Raw genomic sequence first — 17377 nt, forward strand, 5'->3', positions numbered from 1 at the left:
CGGCGGCGCAGGGCATAAGCATGTGCCCGAACCGAGGCGAGGCACGGCGATTCCCGACCCATGAACGAGCACGTCCAGTCACGTCCGTCCGCTCTCTCGCCGCTTTCGCATGCGACCTTCCGGGCGGTCTGGTTCGCGAGCCTGCTGTCCAATTTCGGCGGTCTGATCCAGTCGGTCGGATCGGCATGGCTGATGACCTCGATCACCACCTCAAGCGACATGGTGGCGCTGGTTCAGGCGTCCACCACCTTGCCGATCATGCTGTTTTCGCTGGCGTCCGGCGCGATTGCCGACAATTTCGACCGCAGGCGCGTCATCCTGATCGCGCAGGGCTTCATGCTCGTCGTGTCCATCGCTCTTGCAGCCTGCGCCTGGTTCGGACTGATTACGCCCTGGCTGCTGCTTGCCTTCACCTTTCTGATCGGTTGCGGCACTGCCCTCAACAACCCGTCCTGGCAGGCTTCCGTCGGGGATATGGTTCCGCGCGATCATTTGCCCGCAGCCGTCGCGCTTAACAGCGTCGGCTTCAACCTCACCCGCAGCGTCGGCCCGGCCATCGGCGGCGCCATCGTCGCCGCCTTCGGAGCGGCGGCCGCCTTCGTTGTCAATGCTTTCAGCTATATCGCCCTGCTGATCGTCATCGCGCGCTGGCGTCCCAATATCGCCAAGAGCAGCCTGCCGCGCGAGACCATGGGCCGCGCCATGACGGCGGGGCTGCGCTATGTCGGAATGTCGCCGCACATCGAGATCGTGCTGTTCCGCGCGCTGCTGTTCGGTTTCACGGCCATCGTGATTCTGGCGCTCTTGCCTCTCGTCGCGCGCGACCTTCTGGGCGGCGGCGCGCTGACCTACGGCGTGCTGCTTGGCTGTTTCGGCGTCGGTGCCGTCTGCGGCGCGTTCATCGGAGGCCGCGCCCGCCATCACCTCTCCAACGAGCTGGTCGTCAGTATTTCATTCGCGGGCTTCGCCCTTTGCGCCGTGGTCTGCGCCTACAGCACCTCAATCTGGCAGACTGGCATCGGGCTGCTGGTCGGTGGGGCGTGCTGGGTGCTGGCGCTTTCGCTGTTCAATGTGACCGTCCAGCTTTCCACCCCGCGCTGGGTGGTCGGGCGGGCGCTCGCCCTCTACCAGACAGCCGTCTTCGGCGGCATGGCGCTCGGCTCATGGATATGGGGCGTGGTCGCAGAATCGCAAGGCGTTGCCATCGCCCTGCTCTATGCCGCCGCCACCATGATGGTAGGGGTGCTTGCCGGACTGCGCTTTCCGATGCCCACCCAGCAGGTGCTCAATCTCGATCCGCTGAACCGCTGGCAGCAGCCCGATGTCGCGCTCGACCTGCGTCCGCAAAGCGGCCCCATCTTCATCGTGATCGAATACATCATCCGCGAGACCGATCTGCCTGCCTTCATGGAGGCCATGTCGGAGCGCCGCCGCATCCGGCTGCGCGACGGCGCCCGCCAGTGGGAGTTGATGCGTGATCTTGAAAACCCGGAAATCTGGCGCGAGACCTACCATGCGCCGACATGGGTCGAATATGTCCGCCACAACCAGCGCGCCACCCATGCCGATGCGGTCATCGGCGAGACGCTGCGCGCCCTGCATGCGGGACCCAACCCGCCTCGTGTGCAACGGATGATCGTGCGGCCGACGGACTGGACCGAAGCGCTCCAGCAGGTCAAGCCTTCGCTGGATATTCACTGAACGCGCCGCAATATTTCCGAAAGAATGCGGCGTTTGCGCGCAAAACGCGATTTTTGCGGGCGCGTTTTCGGCGTTTCAGACAAAAATGGCCGGCATTTGCCGGCCAATTCGCAGCAAATAAGAGCGGTTGCGCGCTCAGTTGCCCTTCGGTTCCAGAACCTGGCGACCGCGATACATGCCGCTCTTCAGGTCGATGTGGTGCGGGCGGCGCATCTCGCCCGAGTTCTTGTCCTCGACATAGGCCGGAGCCTTGAGGGCGTCCGCCGAGCGGCGCATTCCGCGCTTGGCCGGCGAGGTTTTCTTTTTAGGAACTGCCATTTTATGCTCCACTCAATTCGTCAAAGCCCCACCAGCCCTTGCATAGAGCCGAGCTTGAGGCTGAAATCCGGGAAATCGCGCGTGCCTATACACGGCTTGCGAGCCTTTGACCAGCACTTGGCCCGAATATTTTTGCGCGATTGCTATTCCACGCAGCCCACATAACCGCCCGCCCGGCTGGCGCGGCGCTGGATGACGCGGGCAACGCCGCGCATGCCGGCCTGCGGCTTTGCCGGATTGCGGGCGATTGGATTGGGCAGGGCGGCGGTCAGAAGTGCTGCCTGCTGTGCCGAAAGATTTTTAGCTGAAACACCGAAATAATGTTGGGCAGCCGCTTCGATGCCATAGATATTCGGGCCCCATTCGGCGATGTTGAGATAAATTTCAAGGATGCGATGCTTCGGCGTAACTAGGTCGAAATAGACGGCAAGCGGCAGTTCAACTGCCTTGCGCACGAAAGACCTGCCGTTCCACAAGTATAAATTCTTGACAGTCTGCATGGGAATGGTGGATGCGCCCCGCGTCGGGCGGCCAGCGAAAAGGTCCTCGACCTCGCCTTTGAGTTCGCCAAGGTCGACGCCCATATGGGAGCAGAACTGGCCATCCTCCGACATGATGACTGATCTGCGCATGACCGGGGCGACATCCTCCAGCGCCACCCACTGGCGGTCGTAGCCGCGCAACATCAGGAGGTCCGCGATCATCAACGTGGAAACGGGATGCACGAAGAAGGGTATATAGAGAATGGTCAGCACGACCGGCACAAGCGCAATGGCAATCGCCGCCTTTGCCAGGCGGCGCAGCCATATCCTCTTTCGGCTCGTGCCGAGAAGCTTGCGAATTGCTGCCATGTCCGGCTTTGCCGGATCGGGCTCCGCACCAGTTCCGGCAATCCCTGTCTCCATTCCAATCGCATAGCGGCAGGCAAGCCATTGTGCAACGGATGAGCCTTTCGGGCGCTTGACCGTCGGCGACTTTGCCGTCATCGGTTGCGCCATGTTGCAGACCGCTCATGATGATTTTGAAAAGGCGCTGGCCCGACGCGCCCGCGCGGTAGAAGCCGAGCTTGACGCTATCCTCGCTTCGGCTCCGCAAACGGGAGAAATCGCGAGGCCGGACGGCCTTCTCGCCGCGATGCGTCACGGTGTGTTGAACGGCGGCAAGCGGCTGCGCCCGTTCCTCGTGCTGGAGAGTTCGGCCCTGTTCGGCGTCCGGCAGGATGCCGCGCTTCGCGTTGCTGCGGCGCTGGAGTGCGTCCATTGCTACTCGCTGGTTCATGACGACCTGCCGGCAATGGACGATGACGATTTACGGCGTGGTCAGCCGACGGTGCATCGGGCGTTCGATGAAGCAACGGCGATCCTCGCGGGGGACTCGCTGCTGACGCTTGGCTTTGACGTGCTGGCCGACCCGGCGACCGAACTTTCGGCCGACGTGCGGCTGTCGCTGGTGCTGTCGCTGTCGCGGGCTGCCGGACTGGGCGGCATGGCGGGCGGGCAAGCGCTCGACCTGGCGGCGGAGCGGGATGTTCCTGACGAAGCCGGGATCATACGGTTGCAGGCCATGAAAACCGGCGCGCTGATCCGCTTCGCCTGCGAAGCCGGGGCCATTGCCGGAAACGCCGGAACCGCCGACCGCGAGCGCATGGCGGAATTCGGCGCGGCCATCGGCCTTGCCTTCCAGCTTGCCGACGACCTGCTGGACCTGACCTCTGACGTCAAGACCATGGGCAAGGCGACCGGCAAGGATCGGCAGGCGGGCAAGGCGACCCTTGCGTCGCTGCACGGCGAGGATTGGGCGCGCACCCAGTTGCGCGGCCTTGTCAGCCAGGCCGAGGAGTTGCTTGCGCCCTATGGAGAAAGCGGCAGCCTGTTGCGTGCGGCGGCGCGGTTCGTGGCCGAAAGAAGCCACTGATTTTTCAGCGGTTGCGCAGCACCGCGCAGGAGCCGCCGACGCTGCGCAACTGGGCGCAGACCTTATAGGCGGTGGTGCGGTTATCAATGCCGATCCTGACGATGTAGAAGGCGCGCGGCCCGAAAGCCATGCGCTTGCGGCTGACCACAGGCTCATAGTCGTTAAGAAGGCTTGGGTAGCGGCCCCTGATGCGCTCCCATTGCTGCAAGGCGGCGGAGCGGCGGAAGTTTCCGGCAAGCTGCACGCCCCATGGCTTCGTATGCACGCTCGCCATCGGGATGGTCGCGGTCTGGATGACCGGAAGGCGACGACAGGCTTCCGCGAAGCTGCGCTTTTCTTCCAGCGGGCGGTTGGTGCCCGTGTGCGCGGAATCCGCGAAATTGTCGGCAGGCTCGCCCATGATGTCGAGGACGTAGTTTTCCGTTTCGACCGGCAGGAAACCGCCGACCGAAAGCCATCGCGCGACGCGATTTTCGCCTGCATTATAGGCAGCGGCGGCCAATCCGAGATTGCCGTAGCTGCGCTTCATCTCGCCAAGATATTTTGCTGAGGCCGCAATCGCCGTTGGCGCGTCGAATGGGTTCTGCAATCCGCGAAGTCTCGCCGTTCCGGGCATGAACTGCGCAATGCCCTCCGCCCCGGCAGGACTGACCGCATTGGCATCGAAGCGGCTTTCCTTCCATATCAGCCGCGCAAAAAATTCGCGGGGGATGTCGTTCAACTCGGCGTGGTGCTGGATCAGCTTGCAGATGCGGTGAACCGGCTCCGGCCCGCCGACGCGGTCATCCGTTTCGGCGCCGAGCGCGGGTGTTCGGAGGCAGGCAAAGGCCAGCGCCGCCGCGAGGCAGCATGCAATGCGCCTGTTCCAGGAAGTGACCGGCATTTGCATCGAGTCCATTTTGCGAAATGCTTTTATTCCGCAGCCTGGCGTCCGCGGCCAAAGCGCCGCTCGATATAGTCTGCAACCATGCGTTCGAAATCGCGGGCGATGTCGGGGCCGCGCAAGGTGGCGGCCTTCTGTCCGTCAATATAGACCGGGGCGGTCGGTGTCTCACCCGTGCCCGGAAGCGAGATGCCGATGTCGGCATGCTTGGATTCGCCCGGCCCGTTGACAATGCAGCCCATCACCGCGACTTTCAGTTCCTCGACGCCCGGATAGCGCTCCCGCCAGACGGGCATGTTGCGGCGGATGTCCTCCTGTATGGTCTGCGCCAGTTCCTGGAAGACCGTCGAGGTGGTGCGCCCGCAGCCGGGGCAGGCTGCGACGATCGGGATGAACTGGCGAAAGCCCATGGTCTGGAGCAGTTCCTGCGCAACCTGCACTTCGCGCGTGCGGTCGCCGTTCGGCTCCGGCGTCAGAGAAATGCGGATCGTGTCGCCGATGCCCTGCTGCAGCAGGATGCCCATTGCCGCCGACGACGCGACGATGCCCTTCGAGCCCATCCCCGCCTCGGTCAACCCGAGATGCAGTGCATGGTCGGAGCGGCTGGCAAGCTCCGCATAGACCGAGATGAGATCCTGGACCTGGCTGACCTTAGCCGAGAGAATGATCTTGTCGCGCCCAAGCCCGATTTGCTCGGCTGCTTCGGCTGACAACAGCGCCGACTGCACGATTGCCTCGCGCGTCACCTGTTGCGCGGTCAGAGGCGAACCGTTCGCATTGTTCTCGTCCATCAATCGCGTCAGCAATTCCTGGTCGAGCGAGCCCCAGTTGACGCCGATGCGGACGGGCTTGTCGTAGCGGATCGCCATTTCGACGATCTCGGCGAACTGCCGGTCCCTCTTGTCCTTGAAGCCGACATTGCCGGGATTGATACGGTATTTCGCGAGCGCTTCGGCGCAGGCCGGGTGATCGGCCAGAAGCTTGTGGCCGATGTAATGGAAATCACCGATCAGCGGCACGTTGATGTTGAGCCGGTCGAGGCGTTCGCGGATGGCCGGTACGGCTGCCGCGCTTTCGTCACGGTCGACCGTGATGCGGACGAGTTCGGAGCCTGCCCGATGCAGTGCGGCGACCTGCGCCACCGTCTGGTCCACATCGGCGGTGTCCGTATTGGTCATGGACTGCACGACGACAGGCGCGTCGCCGCCGACAAGGATGCCGCCGACATCGACGGCGACCGACCTGCGGCGCGGAAATGGTGATGAGAAATATCCGGACATAGCCGGCCTGCTCCGTTTCGGAATTTGCCGATCAGGTGGCGGATCGTGCGGCGGATGTCAATGGATCAGCGCGATCACTGCTGTTCCAGTTGACCCCTAGATGGTCAGGATCGCCTTGACCCTGCCCAATACGGGACCGGCAAGTTCTGGACGGCTTTCGACAAATTCCGAGTTTCTCTGGGACCAATCGAGGCTCTTGATCTGATCTGACAGGACGACCCCGGTGATCTTGCCGCCAACGGGAATTTCAACCTCGAAAGGATAGCCCTTTGCCTTGGATGTAATTGGACAAAGAATGCACAGGCGCGCGATCGAATTGTACCTCTCCGGCGACAGCACCAGCGCGTAGTGCTTGTCCGCCATCTCGCGGCCCACCTGCGGATTAAACTGGATATGGATTATGTCATACTGCCTGGGACAGTATGGACTAAAACTCGTTGCCGACCGACTGACCAGTGGCGATCTCGCCATGACGATTGTCTTCCGTGATTTGGCACAGAAGCGCATCTAGCTCATAGACATGCGGGTCTTCAACAGGCCGCACCAGAAGTGCGCCATCCGCCACCGAGATATCGACCGAAACGCCTTCGCGGACGGAGATTTCGCGCGCGTATGTGTTCGGGATGCGTAGCGCGAGGCTGTTTCCCCATTTTGCAACGGTGGCAATCATCGGAATGCTCCTGCGGTCGTTCCCGCATTGTATCTACAACGGAGACACATAGTGGGTTCCAATTTCAAAAGCAATGCAAATGGCTTCATTCACCGCGTCACGGGCTTAGCGCCTCGTGCGCCGCCTCCAGTACTTCCCTCGCGAAGTCGTCGCTGAGGACGGCGCGAGACAGCAGCAAGGCCCCGACAAGCGTGGAAAACGCCGCCAGCGCGTCGGCGCGGCGATCCCGCGCGTTCTCGCCGGGCATGGCGTCGGCCAGAATTTCGAGCAGCCCCTTCACGCCGTCCTCATAGGCCTGGCGCACATCGTCCACCTGCCGCGCCGTATCGGATGCCAGCGCTGCGATCGGGCAGCCTTGCGCAAGGTCTTCGCGATGCTTTTCAGACAGATAGCGTTCGATGATCGCGCCGGCGGGATTGCCGGGATTTTTGGCGATGCGTCGCCGCCAGCGCTCCTGGCTGGTTTCCAGCGCCTTCGCAACGGCCTCGGCGGCAAGGTCGTCCTTGGAGCGAAAATGACCGTAGAAGCCGCCATGCGTCATGCCGGCGGCCTTCATCAAGTCCGCCACACCGATGCCGTTGAAACCCTTTTCGCGGAAAAGCCTGCCTGCGGTCTCGACAACGCGCGCGCGATTTTCCGCAGCCTTGGCACGACTTACGCGCATATACCTGCCCCATATGAAGCAGCGCGGATCATATGACAATTGGCGTCAAAGCGCAAAAGCGCGTTCAGGAAAGGGAATCGATCTTGCGCTGCATCGCGGCGATCTGTTCCTTGAGTTCCTTCAGGTCGTCGGATTTGTCCGGCGCGGCCTTCTTCTCCGGCTCCTCGGCTGCGGGTGCCGCACCCGTCCCGGCGGGGAAGGGTGTGAACATGCGCATGGCGTTCTGGAAAAGCTCCACATTGCGCCGCGTCTGCTCCTCCAGCGCTTTCATCGAGGTCGGAAGGTTTTCCATCATGCCGAGAGGGGACTTGCCGAAGCTCGCCTTCATCTGCTCCCGGAAGCGTTCCTGCTCCTTGGCGAACGCGATCATCGATTGTTCGAGGAAGCTCGGCACCACCATCTGCATCTGGTCGCCGTAGAAGGCGATGAGCTGGCGCAGGAAAGGGACGGGCAGCATGTTCTGCCCATCCTTGTTCTCCAGTTCAAAGATGATCTGGGTGAGCACGGGGTGGGTGATGTCCTCGCCGGTCTTGGCGTCGTGCACGACGAATTCCTCGTCCCGCTTGACCATTTCCGCAAGGTCTTCGAGCGTGACGTATGTGCTGGTTCCGGTATTGTACAGACGGCGGTTGGCGTATTTTTTTATCACTACCGGTTCGTCTTTTGCTGCCATTACCCTGCCTCCCGAGCCGGTTGGTCGACGATTTTGGCTCTTAGCCGGCAGGATATGCGTAAAGTCGCTACGAATCCAAGCATTTTGTGCAGTGCGAAACCTGCGAAAGAAATCGGCGACTTACGCAGCGCGGACGAGGGGCGGCAGAGAGCAAGGCGGCAAGCTCATTTGGAATTTGACTTGCCGCGCAGAAAGGGTGAAGAAATCCACAACAATTGCCGTATCTCACGCTGCCGGCGATCCTACATTGCCGCCAAGCACACAACCCGGAGGATAAAATGTCCGCATCTTCAATTGTCGTTGCGAGTGCCGCGCGCACGCCTGTCGGTTCCTTCAACGGGGCTTTCGCCAACACCCCCGCGCATGAGCTTGGCACCGTCGCGATCAAAGGCGCGCTTTCCCGCGCCGGGGTCGATCCGAAGGAAGTCGATGAGGTCATTCTCGGTCAGATCCTGACGGCGGGGCAGGGCCAGAATCCGGCCCGGCAGGCCGCGATCAAGTCCGGAATACCCAACGAGGCGACGGCCTGGGGGCTGAACCAGCTTTGCGGATCGGGCCTGCGCACCATCGCAATCGGCATGCAGCAGATTTCGTCCGGCGATGCGAAGATCATCGTGGCCGGCGGCCAGGAATCCATGTCGATGGCGCCGCACTGCCAGCACCTGCGCAACGGCGTCAAAATGGGCGACTTCAAGATGATCGACACGATGATCAAGGATGGCCTGACAGACGCCTTCTATGGCTACCATATGGGAAACACTGCCGAAAACGTCGCGCGTCAGTGGCAGCTTACGCGTGAGGACCAGGACACGTTCGCTGTTGCTTCGCAGAACAAGGCCGAGGCCGCGCAGAAGGCCGGCAAATTCAAGGACGAGATCGTGCCGGTGACCGTCAAGGGTCGCAAGGAGGACATCGTTGTCGATGCGGACGAGTATATCCGGCATGGGGCGACGCTTGACGCCATGGCGAAGCTGCGCCCGGCCTTTGACAAGGAAGGCTCGGTGACTGCAGGCAATGCGTCCGGCATCAACGATGGCGCGGCCGCCGTGGTGCTGATGAGCGAGGCGGAAGCTGCGCGGCGCGGGATCACGCCGCTCGTGCGCATCGTGTCATGGGCGACAGCCGGCGTCGATCCGCAGATCATGGGCACAGGACCGATCCCGGCTTCGCGCAAGGCGCTGGAAAAGGCAGGCTGGAAGGTGGATGACCTCGACCTCATCGAGGCGAACGAAGCCTTCGCGGCACAGGCCTGCGCCGTCAACAAGGACATGGGCTGGAACACCGACATCGTGAACGTCAATGGCGGGGCGATTGCCATTGGCCACCCCGTCGGTGCCTCCGGCGCGCGCATCTTCAATACGCTGGTCTATGAGATGGGTCGCCGTGGCGCGAAGAAGGGTCTCGCAACGCTCTGCATCGGAGGCGGCATGGGTGTTGCGATGTGCGTCGAATCCATGAAATGAACAGGGCTTGACGGGCCACAACGAATAACAGGGAGGAGCAGGGCCAAATGGCAAGAACAGCAATCGTGACCGGCGGCTCGCGCGGCATAGGCGCGGCGATTTCAATTGCGCTTAAGGCGGCAGGCTACAATGTTGCCGCCAACTATGCCGGCAATGACGAAGCGGCGAAGAAATTCACCGCCGAAACGGGCATCAAGACCTATAAATGGTCGGTAGCCGACTATGACGCCTGCGTGGCGGGCGTGAAGCAGGTCGAAGCCGAGATCGGGCCGGTCGACATTCTTGTCAACAATGCGGGCATCACCCGTGACGCCATGTTCCACAGGATGACCCCGCAGCAGTGGAAAGAGGTCATAGACACCAATCTTTCCGGCGTTTTCAACATGACGCATCCGGTCTGGAACGGCATGCGCGACCGCAAGTTCGGGCGGGTGATCACCATTTCCTCCATCAATGGCCAGAAGGGCCAGGCAGGGCAGGCCAACTACTCGGCGGCAAAGGCCGGCGACATCGGCTTCACCCGGGCGCTGGCGCAGGAAGGCGCGCGGGCAGGCATAACCGTCAACGTGATCGCGCCGGGCTATATCGCGACCGAAATGGTCAAGGCCATCGACGAGAAGGTGCTGAACGAGCGCATCATTCCGCAGATTCCGGTCGGCAGGCTGGGTGAGCCCGAGGAGATTGCGCGCTGCGTTGTGTTCCTCGCCTCCGACGATGCGGGCTTCATCACCGGCTCGACGGTCTCCGCCAATGGCGGCCAGTATTTCACCTGACGGCGGTCGGAGAAACGCAAAGAAAAACCCGGCTCAATGGCCGGGTTTTTATTGTCCTTTAGGAGGAGAGGCCAGTCAGGCGGCTTCTTCCTGCTCGGCTTCCTCATTATCGGCCTTGGCGCCGCGCTTCGGGCCCTTGGCGAGGTTGGCCTCGATAAGGCGGACGGCTTCGGTGTCCGACATCTTGTTCACGGCGGCGATCTCACGAGCCATGCGGTCGAGCGCGGCTTCATAGAGCTGGCGCTCGGAATAAGACTGCTCGGGCTGGGTTTCGGCACGGAACAGGTCGCGCACGACTTCCGAGATCGAGATAAGGTCGCCGGAATTGATCTTTGCATCATATTCCTGCGCGCGGCGCGACCACATGGTGCGCTTGATGCGGGCGCGGCCCTGCACAACCTTGAGCGCACGGTCGACATAATCGGTTTCGGACAGTTTGCGCATGCCGATGGACTGCGCCTTTGCGACCGGAACCTTGAGCCGCATCTTATCTTTCTGGAAGTCGATCACGAACAGTTCCAGCTTGTGCCCCGCAACTTCCTGCTCGTCGATGGACACGATCTGCCCGACGCCATGCGCCGGATAGACAATGAACTCGCCGGTCTTGAAGCCGTGGCGGGCAGGCGAGGGCTTCTTCTGCTGGGTGGTCGTTGCCATTCGCTTATTGACTCCTTTTGGGTACTATCTGCGAAAACAAGGGCCAATCGGCACCGCCGCCACACTTTCCCCAGCAGACGAAAAAGATTGCTTCCACCGGCGCTGGCCAAATACAGGCCACAGCATCCAGTTCAACATCACCAGTCCCCTGGCGTGCAAATATTGGAAACGACCTTTCAGCGAGTGGACCTGAGCGCCAAGAGTGACGATATGCCGACGGCATTTCTTAGACAGGTAACATAAAACCTGCCAAGAATCAAGGTTTTTGCTGCATACGCGAACAAAGCGGCGTCAAGTGCTTATTTTGTGAGCAGAAGTTAAAGCAGGTTAATCGCCGGTGCCCGGTTCCGAAGAAAAATACTTCAACTTGTCCGGAACGCCGTCAAATTCCTTGGCTTCGGGCAGTTCCGGTTTCTTCTGCGTGATGTTGGGCCATTTTGCCGCATATTCGGTGTTGAGCGCCAGCCAGTCGTCAAGTCCGGCCTCGGTGTCGGGCTTGATCGCGTCGGCAGGGCATTCCGGCTCGCACACGCCGCAATCGATGCACTCGTCCGGATGGATGACGAGCATGTTCTCGCCTTCATAGAAGCAATCGACCGGACAGACCTCCACGCAATCGGTGTACTTGCACTTGATGCAGTTGTCGGTGACGATATAGGTCATGCTTTCGGACAGTCCGGTTCTGCTCGTGCCGGTGACGTAGACCCTTTGCACTGTGCATGCAAGGGCAGCAAACACTCCAAAATGTCGCTGTTGCGGAACGATTTTGCTCTGGTTGCTACTCTTGTGTGGTGTCCTTTTCCGGGCCTGTGGCGCTATCAGGAGAAAGGTCTTCGTAGAGCAGTTTCGCCTCGGTGGCGGGGCCTCGCCGCTCGCCAAGAAAAAGCACGCGATAGACCAGAATGCGCCGGTCGAGGGTTATCGTCAGCACGTCGCCCTGCTTGACGCCGTCGGAGGACTGCGTCGCCTTTTCGCGGTTGATGCGCACCCTTCCGGCTTCGACCAGCTTCGCAGCCAGTGAACGCGACTTTAGCGCGCGTGAAAAGAACAGCCATTTGTCGATGCGCTGCCTTCCGCTTGCGATCACCTGTGTCGCCTATTTGCGGAGCTGCTCGCGCAATGCGGCGAGCTTGGCGAAAGGCGAGTCCGGATCGACGCGGACGGGACGCTCCTCGCGCGGCTTCTGCTGGAACGGTTGCTCTCCCTTGCCGCCCTCCGGGCGCTTGCCGGCGTGATCGGGCCGAGGCGGCTTGCCCTTGAAGCGCGGCTTCCTGTTCTCGCCGCCTTGATCCGTGTCTGTATTGCGATGCGGCTGGCCGTGCCGTTTGTGGCGGTTCTGGCCCTCATGGCGCTGCGCGCCACCGTCGCGCGGGCGGTGGTCGAAGCGTTGCGGGCGCCACAGCATGACCGGCTTCGGCGGCTCGGCGGCCTGATCCGTGGCCGCTGCTTCCGCGACGGGCATTTCCGCGATAGGCACGTCCGCGGCGGGCGTGTCTGTGGGGAGTACTTCCACAGCCGGCGCTTCCGGTGTGGCGGTCTCCGCCTCGACGACGACTTGCGGTTCGGGGGTCGGTTCGGCTTCGGAGGTCGGCTCAACGCCGGCTTCGGGGGCGGGCTGAGCGGCGGCTGCCGCTGCGGCAGCGTCAAGCGAGTCCAGCTTTGCCCTGATATCATCGGCGGGCCGGGCATCGCCGCGATAGCCGAGTCCCTTCAATATCTGGTCCATGTCGTCGGCGGTCGCCCCGAGAATGGACATCATGGCGGGCGTCACCATGAAGGCGTGGCCGTCGAACGCGCCGTCGGGGCGTGCCCCCGCACCTGCTCTCCACGCCAGCGCGGGCCGGATCAGGTCCGCCAGACGTTCGAGAATGTCGACGCGAACCGCGCGCTTGCCCAGCACGCGATAGCCGGCGAGCTTGTAGAAGGCGGTGTCAAATTCGGGATCGACGGCGAGCGAGGTGCGCCCGGTCGCAAGCGCGTTCACCACGTCGCCAAAGCCGTTCCTGCCCTTGCCGTCGTTCTTGAGTGCCCAGAGCAGGGTCACGAGGCCCGCCGGTGCGGGCTTGAGAAGCGAAGGCACGAAAATATGGTACGCCCCGAAGCGCACGCCCAGTCGCCGCAGCGCGGCGCGGCCTTCCTGGTCCAGCGCCTTCATATCGTCCGCGATGTCGCGCCGGTTGAGCATTCCGAGGTTTTCGACCAGCCGGAAGGCGATGCCCCGTGCAATGCCTGAAACCTGCTCTGCGCTGCGCAGGTCGACCAGAGGCTTCAGCAGCGATTCGATCTGGAAATTGATGAAGCGCTCGACGCGCGCCGCGACCTTGTCGCGGGCAGGGCCGGTCAGTTGCTCGTCGGCCAGCAGCACGAAGCGCGGCTTCAGGACATCTTCGCCGTCGGTCAGCGTGGCGATCGGCGCGCCGATCCAGCGCACCGTGCCGTCGGAGGCCAGCGCAATATCGCCGTTCGGCCCGGCCGCGAAGCGTTCGGCCCTCGCCTCGAACTCGGCGGCGAGCGCTTTCTGCGCGGCAGTGCGCACGGCCTTGCCGTCCTCGCCGCCCGCGCTCTGGTCGGCGGTGAAACGAAAGCCCTGCAATTCGCCGACATGGTGGCCTTCCACCGTGACGGTTCCCGCAGCGTTGATTTCAGCTTCAAGCATCGTGTTCTCTCTCAGGCGGCGCATGAGGACGGAAGTCCTGCGGTCTACGAAGCGTTTCGTCAACCGCTCATGCAATGCATCGGAGAGACGATCCTCTATTTCACGCGTTCTTTCTTGCCAATGGAGGGGATCGGCGAGCCAGCCCGGACGATTGGACACGAATGTCCATGTCCTGATCTGGGCGATGCGGTGCGACAGCGTGTCGATGTCGCCTTCGGTCGTGTCCGCGCGCCTGACCTGTTCGGCCATGTAGTCCTCGTCCACATGGCCGCGCCGCGCGAGGTCGAGATAGATGCTCGCAATGATGTCGGCGTGTTGGGCGGGCGCGATCTTGCGGTAGTCGGGCAGCGCGCAAACTTCCCATAAAAGCGCGACCCGTTCGCGCGAGGTCGCCAGCGCCCTGATCGCGCCGTCCTTCGACAGATGCTCCAGCGCCTGGGCATCGACCGCGGGCGGCGCGCGCGTCAGGCCCTCGATCGGCGCGTTGGTTTCGATGGAACGCTTGAGTTCATCGAGGCTCGCGAAATTGAATTGCGCGGTGCGCCACTGGAGCACCTTCACCGGCTCGAAATCATGCGATTCCAGCTTCTGGACCAGTTCCTCGTCGAAAGGGTCCACTCGTCCGGTGACGCCAAAGGTTCCGTCACGCATGTGGCGGCCCGCCCGACCCGCGATCTGCCCCAGTTCGGAGGGGGTGAGCTGGCGGTACTGGTAGCCGTCGAATTTGCGGTTCTGGGCAAAGGCGACGTGGTCCACGTCGAGATTGAGGCCCATGCCGATGGCGTCTGTCGCAATGAGGTAGTCGACATCGCCCGACTGGTAGAGCGCTACCTGCGCATTGCGCGTGCGCGGGCTGAGAGCGCCCAGCACCACCGCCGCGCCGCCCTGTTGGCGGCGGATCAGTTCGGCAATGCCGTAGACTTCGTCGGCGGAAAAGGCGACGACCGCGGACCGCCGGGGCAGGCGCGTCAGCTTCTTCGATCCCGCATAGGCAAGGTGCGACAGGCGGGGGCGCGTCAACACGGATACGCCCTTCAGCAATCGTTCCAGAATGATGCGCATGGTCGGTGCGCCAAGCAGCAGCGTCTCCTGGCGTCCGCGCAGGTGCAGGATGCGGTCAGTGAAAATGTGGCCGCGCTCGAGGTCGCCCGCCAGTTGCACCTCGTCGATGGCGACGAAGGCCGCGTCCGATTCGCGCGGCATGGCTTCGACCGTGCACACAGAATATTTCGCACCGACCGGCTGAATCTTTTCCTCGCCCGTAACGAGCGCGACCTTGTTTGCGCCGACCTTTTCGCAAACGCGCTGGTAGACCTCGCGCGCAAGAAGGCGCAGCGGCAGGCCGATCACGCCGCTCTCATGCGCCACCATGCGTTCGATGGCCAGATGCGTCTTGCCCGTGTTGGTCGGCCCGAGCACGGCTGTCACGTCACGCCCGGAAAGGATGAGCGGCTGGTTGTTTCTTGGCTGAACGTTCATTGGGAGAGGTTTGCCGGACTCCTGCGGCGCTGCGCCATCCTGATGTTTTTCCACACATAGGCATTCATCGGCGTTCAAGGAAGCTTATTCTTCGACCGATTGCATGCCGCAATTAACATCTGGAACGAGTCTGGAACGAATCGGCGACGAATCGCTGACTCAGCTGAATTCTGTCTTTGTTCACCGCTAGATGTGGTTCCCCGGAGGTGAACTCCCACCAGATGCTGAATCGCGTTTCTGCGAAAGCTGATGCATGGGGCTGCGGCGTTAACTTTTGACGCAAGCGGTTTTTGAGCGGGTATAGTCCTCTCCTCAAATGTCTGAAAAATAAGCACATTGTTAATTCATATTAACTGTTTCTGAAGCTCCTCGGCCCGTTTGCGTTAACACTTCGAACCAAGGTGGAACGAATCGGCGACGAATCGGTGATCGGCTGTTTTTCCCGTTTTGTTCTCCACAACATGTTGTGCCATACATTGATTTTCCTACCAATGTGCACAGCTTATCCACAGGCGGGGGCGGGTTTGCGGGCGCAAGAGGTTAATTTTGCCGGGGTAAGTGCCAGCGTGAGCGCGGCAAGTTTGGCGCTGCCCCTCACCCTTACCCTCTCCCGGTAAAATGGGGCGAGGGGGCGTCAGCGCCGGAGACTGTCGCGGGAAGAAGGTGCCGGCAGGCGGATGAAAGCGCGGCCTAGCGATCAGTGACGATCTTGACCTTGTAACCGGCGGGCACAGTGTTGCCGGTGGGGATTTCGTTCAGCACGCGGAAGAGTTCTTCACGGCGGTCCACGCCGACCATCCGCGCCGAGAGGGAGGCAACCGTATCGCCCGGCTTTGCGGTGACGATGCGGATCCTCAATGGCCGGAGCGCCGCCTTTTCTCCCGCGCTCAGGATGCGGAAGCTGTCGCTGACCGTCCGCGCGACCGAATCGAGGTTCGTCGCGGCGGCGGGCGCCGCCGTGAGCAGCCGGTACACCTGCCCCCCGGCGCGAATGACGGCGATGTCGAACTGCCAGTTGTCTGCGCGCGCACGGGCGATCGCCGCGTCATTGCCGTTGATCCTGACCGGGCGGATGCTCGCCGGATCGAGGCCCGTGACCCAGCCGCTGCGAAGATAATCCGGCAGCGAGACACTAGGTTGCAGGGTCACGCCGTCGAAACGGATTGCCATGTTGCCGGGGCCGTTCGCGGTGACCGCGGCGGAACTGTTGTCGATGATGAAGCCCTGGGGCACCGAGAAGGAGATGCCGAGGCCGGGATGCAGGAATGTGTGGCCGCGCACATAGCCCTCTTCGGGCGTGTCGCCGAACAGCAGGCCATCGATGCCCGCCAGATAGGCGTCGCGATCGACGATGCCCGAGCCGGGCGGGCCGAAGTTCCGGGCGTGGCGTTGCGCAAGCTCGATGCGCTGAGGGGTATTGGGATGGCTGGCGAGAAAGTCGAGGCTGGCGTCGGTCGCGCCGGACACGCTGCGCAGATTGCTGTAATCCGCCATGGTCTTCAGGAAGCGCCCGGCGGCATAAGGGTCAAATCCGGCCTGACCGCTCGATTTGATGCCAATCGCGTCCGCTTCAAGCTCCTGGTTGCGCGAAAACTGGGCGAGCTTCAGCTTGCCGCGCAGCGCGGTGACTTCCGCGACCGGGCTCGTGCCGAAAATCTCGGCAGCCGCCTTGGTGGCCAGCTCGGCCTCCGCCTCGGCCTGCTGGCGGGCAATGCCGTGATTGGCGGTGACGTGGCCCATTTCATGCGCCAGAACTGCCGCCAGTTCGGCGGAATCGTTCGCCAGCGCCAGCAGGCCGCGCGTGACGTACAGATAGCCGCCCGGCAGCGCAAAGGCGTTCACATTGGGCGAGTTGAGAATGGTGATACGGTATGCTTGCCCCGGATTGCCGGCGACCGTGGTGAGGTTGCCGACGACCTTGGCGACCATGCGCTCCAGCTTGGGATCGGCATATTCGCCGCCATAGGTCGCGAGGATGCGCGGATGCTGGGCGCGGGCGAGCGCTGCGAGCTTGTTGTTCTTCTGGACCGTATCGACGGTGACGGGATTGTTCGACGGCTGGAATGCCTGTTCGTCCACGCGGGAAGGATAGACGTCGAGATTCTGGCAGGCGGCCAGCAGTGTCGAAAGCGCGAGCAGCACCACGCCTCGGCGCACCGCGCCGAAGCCTTTCAGCCTCTTCCCGGTCGTTCGGGTCGAACCCGTCACGATGGTCCCTTCCAACTGGTCTCGCGCACCCTGCACGC

General features: G+C 62.4%; 16 protein-coding genes and 1 pseudogene. 4 read left to right on the forward strand and 13 right to left on the reverse strand.

The window, feature by feature from the left end:
• Positions 1-60: 60 nt before the first annotated feature.
• Positions 61-1701, forward strand: a complete 1641-nt coding sequence (locus M9924_09410; protein ID MCO5064625.1) for an MFS transporter — start codon at positions 61-63, stop codon at positions 1699-1701.
• A 135-nt stretch (positions 1702-1836) separates the two neighbouring features.
• On the opposite strand, the gene rpmF is transcribed toward M9924_09410, so the two are convergent.
• Entirely contained in the window at positions 1837-2019 is a 183-nt protein-coding gene (gene rpmF, locus M9924_09415) for a 50S ribosomal protein L32 (protein ID MCO5064626.1), read from the reverse strand.
• 143 nt (positions 2020-2162) lie between these two features.
• Positions 2163-2870: a monofunctional biosynthetic peptidoglycan transglycosylase gene (gene mtgA / locus M9924_09420; protein MCO5064627.1), complete on the reverse strand. Its 708-nt coding sequence runs from the start codon at positions 2868-2870 to the stop codon at positions 2163-2165.
• A 145-nt stretch (positions 2871-3015) separates the two neighbouring features.
• Between mtgA and M9924_09425 the strand changes: the two genes are divergently transcribed.
• The gene (locus M9924_09425) at positions 3016-3933 is read left to right on the forward strand and encodes a polyprenyl synthetase family protein (protein MCO5064628.1); all 918 of its coding nucleotides are present in this window, start codon (positions 3016-3018) and stop codon (positions 3931-3933) included.
• A 4-nt stretch (positions 3934-3937) separates the two neighbouring features.
• Here the strand turns inward: M9924_09425 and M9924_09430 are convergent, their stop codons facing one another.
• From M9924_09430 to phaR, 6 genes are all read right to left on the reverse strand, one after another.
• A complete protein-coding gene (locus M9924_09430) occupies positions 3938-4831 on the reverse strand; it encodes a lytic transglycosylase domain-containing protein (protein ID MCO5064629.1) in 894 nt (297 codons plus the stop codon).
• 14 nt (positions 4832-4845) lie between these two features.
• On the reverse strand, positions 4846-6096 hold the full coding sequence (gene ispG / locus M9924_09435) for a flavodoxin-dependent (E)-4-hydroxy-3-methylbut-2-enyl-diphosphate synthase (GenBank protein ID MCO5064630.1): 1251 nt from the start codon (positions 6094-6096) through the stop codon (positions 4846-4848).
• A gap of 96 nt (positions 6097-6192) precedes the next feature.
• On the reverse strand, positions 6193-6459 hold the full coding sequence (locus tag M9924_09440) for a type II toxin-antitoxin system PemK/MazF family toxin (protein ID MCO5064631.1): 267 nt from the start codon (positions 6457-6459) through the stop codon (positions 6193-6195).
• 64 nt (positions 6460-6523) lie between these two features.
• Positions 6524-6766: an AbrB/MazE/SpoVT family DNA-binding domain-containing protein gene (locus M9924_09445; GenBank protein ID MCO5064632.1), complete on the reverse strand. Its 243-nt coding sequence runs from the start codon at positions 6764-6766 to the stop codon at positions 6524-6526.
• Positions 6767-6863: 97 nt separating this feature from the next.
• A complete protein-coding gene (locus tag M9924_09450) occupies positions 6864-7430 on the reverse strand; it encodes a TetR/AcrR family transcriptional regulator (GenBank protein MCO5064633.1) in 567 nt (188 codons plus the stop codon).
• A 64-nt stretch (positions 7431-7494) separates the two neighbouring features.
• Positions 7495-8103 (reverse strand): polyhydroxyalkanoate synthesis repressor PhaR, encoded by a 609-nt coding sequence (gene phaR, locus M9924_09455; protein ID MCO5064634.1) that lies wholly within the window; start codon positions 8101-8103, stop codon positions 7495-7497.
• A 278-nt stretch (positions 8104-8381) separates the two neighbouring features.
• On the opposite strand from phaR, the gene M9924_09460 reads away from it, so the two are divergent.
• Both M9924_09460 and phbB read left to right on the forward strand, forming a co-directional pair.
• Positions 8382-9566 carry an acetyl-CoA C-acetyltransferase gene (locus tag M9924_09460; GenBank protein ID MCO5064635.1) on the forward strand — a complete coding sequence of 395 codons (1185 nt, stop codon included), beginning with the start codon at positions 8382-8384 and terminating at the stop codon, positions 9564-9566.
• Between the two features lie 47 nt (positions 9567-9613).
• Positions 9614-10339 carry an acetoacetyl-CoA reductase gene (gene phbB, locus M9924_09465; protein ID MCO5064636.1) on the forward strand — a complete coding sequence of 242 codons (726 nt, stop codon included), beginning with the start codon at positions 9614-9616 and terminating at the stop codon, positions 10337-10339.
• A 75-nt stretch (positions 10340-10414) separates the two neighbouring features.
• Here the strand turns inward: phbB and M9924_09470 are convergent, their stop codons facing one another.
• The 5 genes and pseudogenes from M9924_09470 to M9924_09490 all read right to left on the reverse strand — a co-directional run bounded on the left by M9924_09470 (position 10415) and on the right by M9924_09490 (position 17249).
• On the reverse strand, positions 10415-10996 hold the full coding sequence (locus tag M9924_09470) for a CarD family transcriptional regulator (GenBank protein ID MCO5064637.1): 582 nt from the start codon (positions 10994-10996) through the stop codon (positions 10415-10417).
• Positions 10997-11323: 327 nt separating this feature from the next.
• A complete protein-coding gene (locus M9924_09475; protein MCO5064638.1) occupies positions 11324-11659 on the reverse strand; it encodes a ferredoxin family protein in 336 nt (111 codons plus the stop codon).
• Positions 11660-11816: 157 nt separating this feature from the next.
• Positions 11817-12083 (reverse strand): annotated as a pseudogene (locus M9924_09480) (RNA-binding S4 domain-containing protein).
• A 9-nt stretch (positions 12084-12092) separates the two neighbouring features.
• On the reverse strand, positions 12093-15131 hold the full coding sequence (locus tag M9924_09485) for a helicase (GenBank protein ID MCO5064639.1): 3039 nt from the start codon (positions 15129-15131) through the stop codon (positions 12093-12095).
• A gap of 690 nt (positions 15132-15821) precedes the next feature.
• Positions 15822-17249, reverse strand: a complete 1428-nt coding sequence (locus M9924_09490; protein MCO5064640.1) for a M48 family metalloprotease — start codon at positions 17247-17249, stop codon at positions 15822-15824.
• Positions 17250-17377: the final 128 nt, after the last annotated feature.

Source organism: Rhizobiaceae bacterium (assembly GCA_023953835.1).
Lineage (GTDB): Bacteria > Pseudomonadota > Alphaproteobacteria > Rhizobiales > Rhizobiaceae > Mesorhizobium_G.

Bases quoted from the DNA above. Each gene is read 5' to 3' on its own strand.
- M9924_09425 (MCO5064628.1), top strand. From the start codon at position 3,016: ATGTTGCAGACCGCTCATGATGATTTTGAAAAGGCGCTGGCCCGACGC.
- M9924_09475 (MCO5064638.1), bottom strand. From the start codon at position 11,659: ATGACCTATATCGTCACCGACAACTGCATCAAGTGCAAGTACACCGAT.
- rpmF (MCO5064626.1), bottom strand. From the start codon at position 2,019: ATGGCAGTTCCTAAAAAGAAAACCTCGCCGGCCAAGCGCGGAATGCGC.
- phbB (MCO5064636.1), top strand. From the start codon at position 9,614: ATGGCAAGAACAGCAATCGTGACCGGCGGCTCGCGCGGCATAGGCGCG.
- M9924_09450 (MCO5064633.1), bottom strand. From the start codon at position 7,430: ATGCGCGTAAGTCGTGCCAAGGCTGCGGAAAATCGCGCGCGCGTTGTC.
- M9924_09460 (MCO5064635.1), top strand. From the start codon at position 8,382: ATGTCCGCATCTTCAATTGTCGTTGCGAGTGCCGCGCGCACGCCTGTC.
- phaR (MCO5064634.1), bottom strand. From the start codon at position 8,103: ATGGCAGCAAAAGACGAACCGGTAGTGATAAAAAAATACGCCAACCGC.
- M9924_09410 (MCO5064625.1), top strand. From the start codon at position 61: ATGAACGAGCACGTCCAGTCACGTCCGTCCGCTCTCTCGCCGCTTTCG.
- mtgA (MCO5064627.1), bottom strand. From the start codon at position 2,870: ATGGCAGCAATTCGCAAGCTTCTCGGCACGAGCCGAAAGAGGATATGG.
- M9924_09430 (MCO5064629.1), bottom strand. From the start codon at position 4,831: ATGGACTCGATGCAAATGCCGGTCACTTCCTGGAACAGGCGCATTGCA.
- M9924_09440 (MCO5064631.1), bottom strand. From the start codon at position 6,459: ATGGCGGACAAGCACTACGCGCTGGTGCTGTCGCCGGAGAGGTACAAT.
- M9924_09445 (MCO5064632.1), bottom strand. From the start codon at position 6,766: ATGATTGCCACCGTTGCAAAATGGGGAAACAGCCTCGCGCTACGCATC.
- ispG (MCO5064630.1), bottom strand. From the start codon at position 6,096: ATGTCCGGATATTTCTCATCACCATTTCCGCGCCGCAGGTCGGTCGCC.
- M9924_09485 (MCO5064639.1), bottom strand. From the start codon at position 15,131: ATGAACGTTCAGCCAAGAAACAACCAGCCGCTCATCCTTTCCGGGCGT.
- M9924_09470 (MCO5064637.1), bottom strand. From the start codon at position 10,996: ATGGCAACGACCACCCAGCAGAAGAAGCCCTCGCCTGCCCGCCACGGC.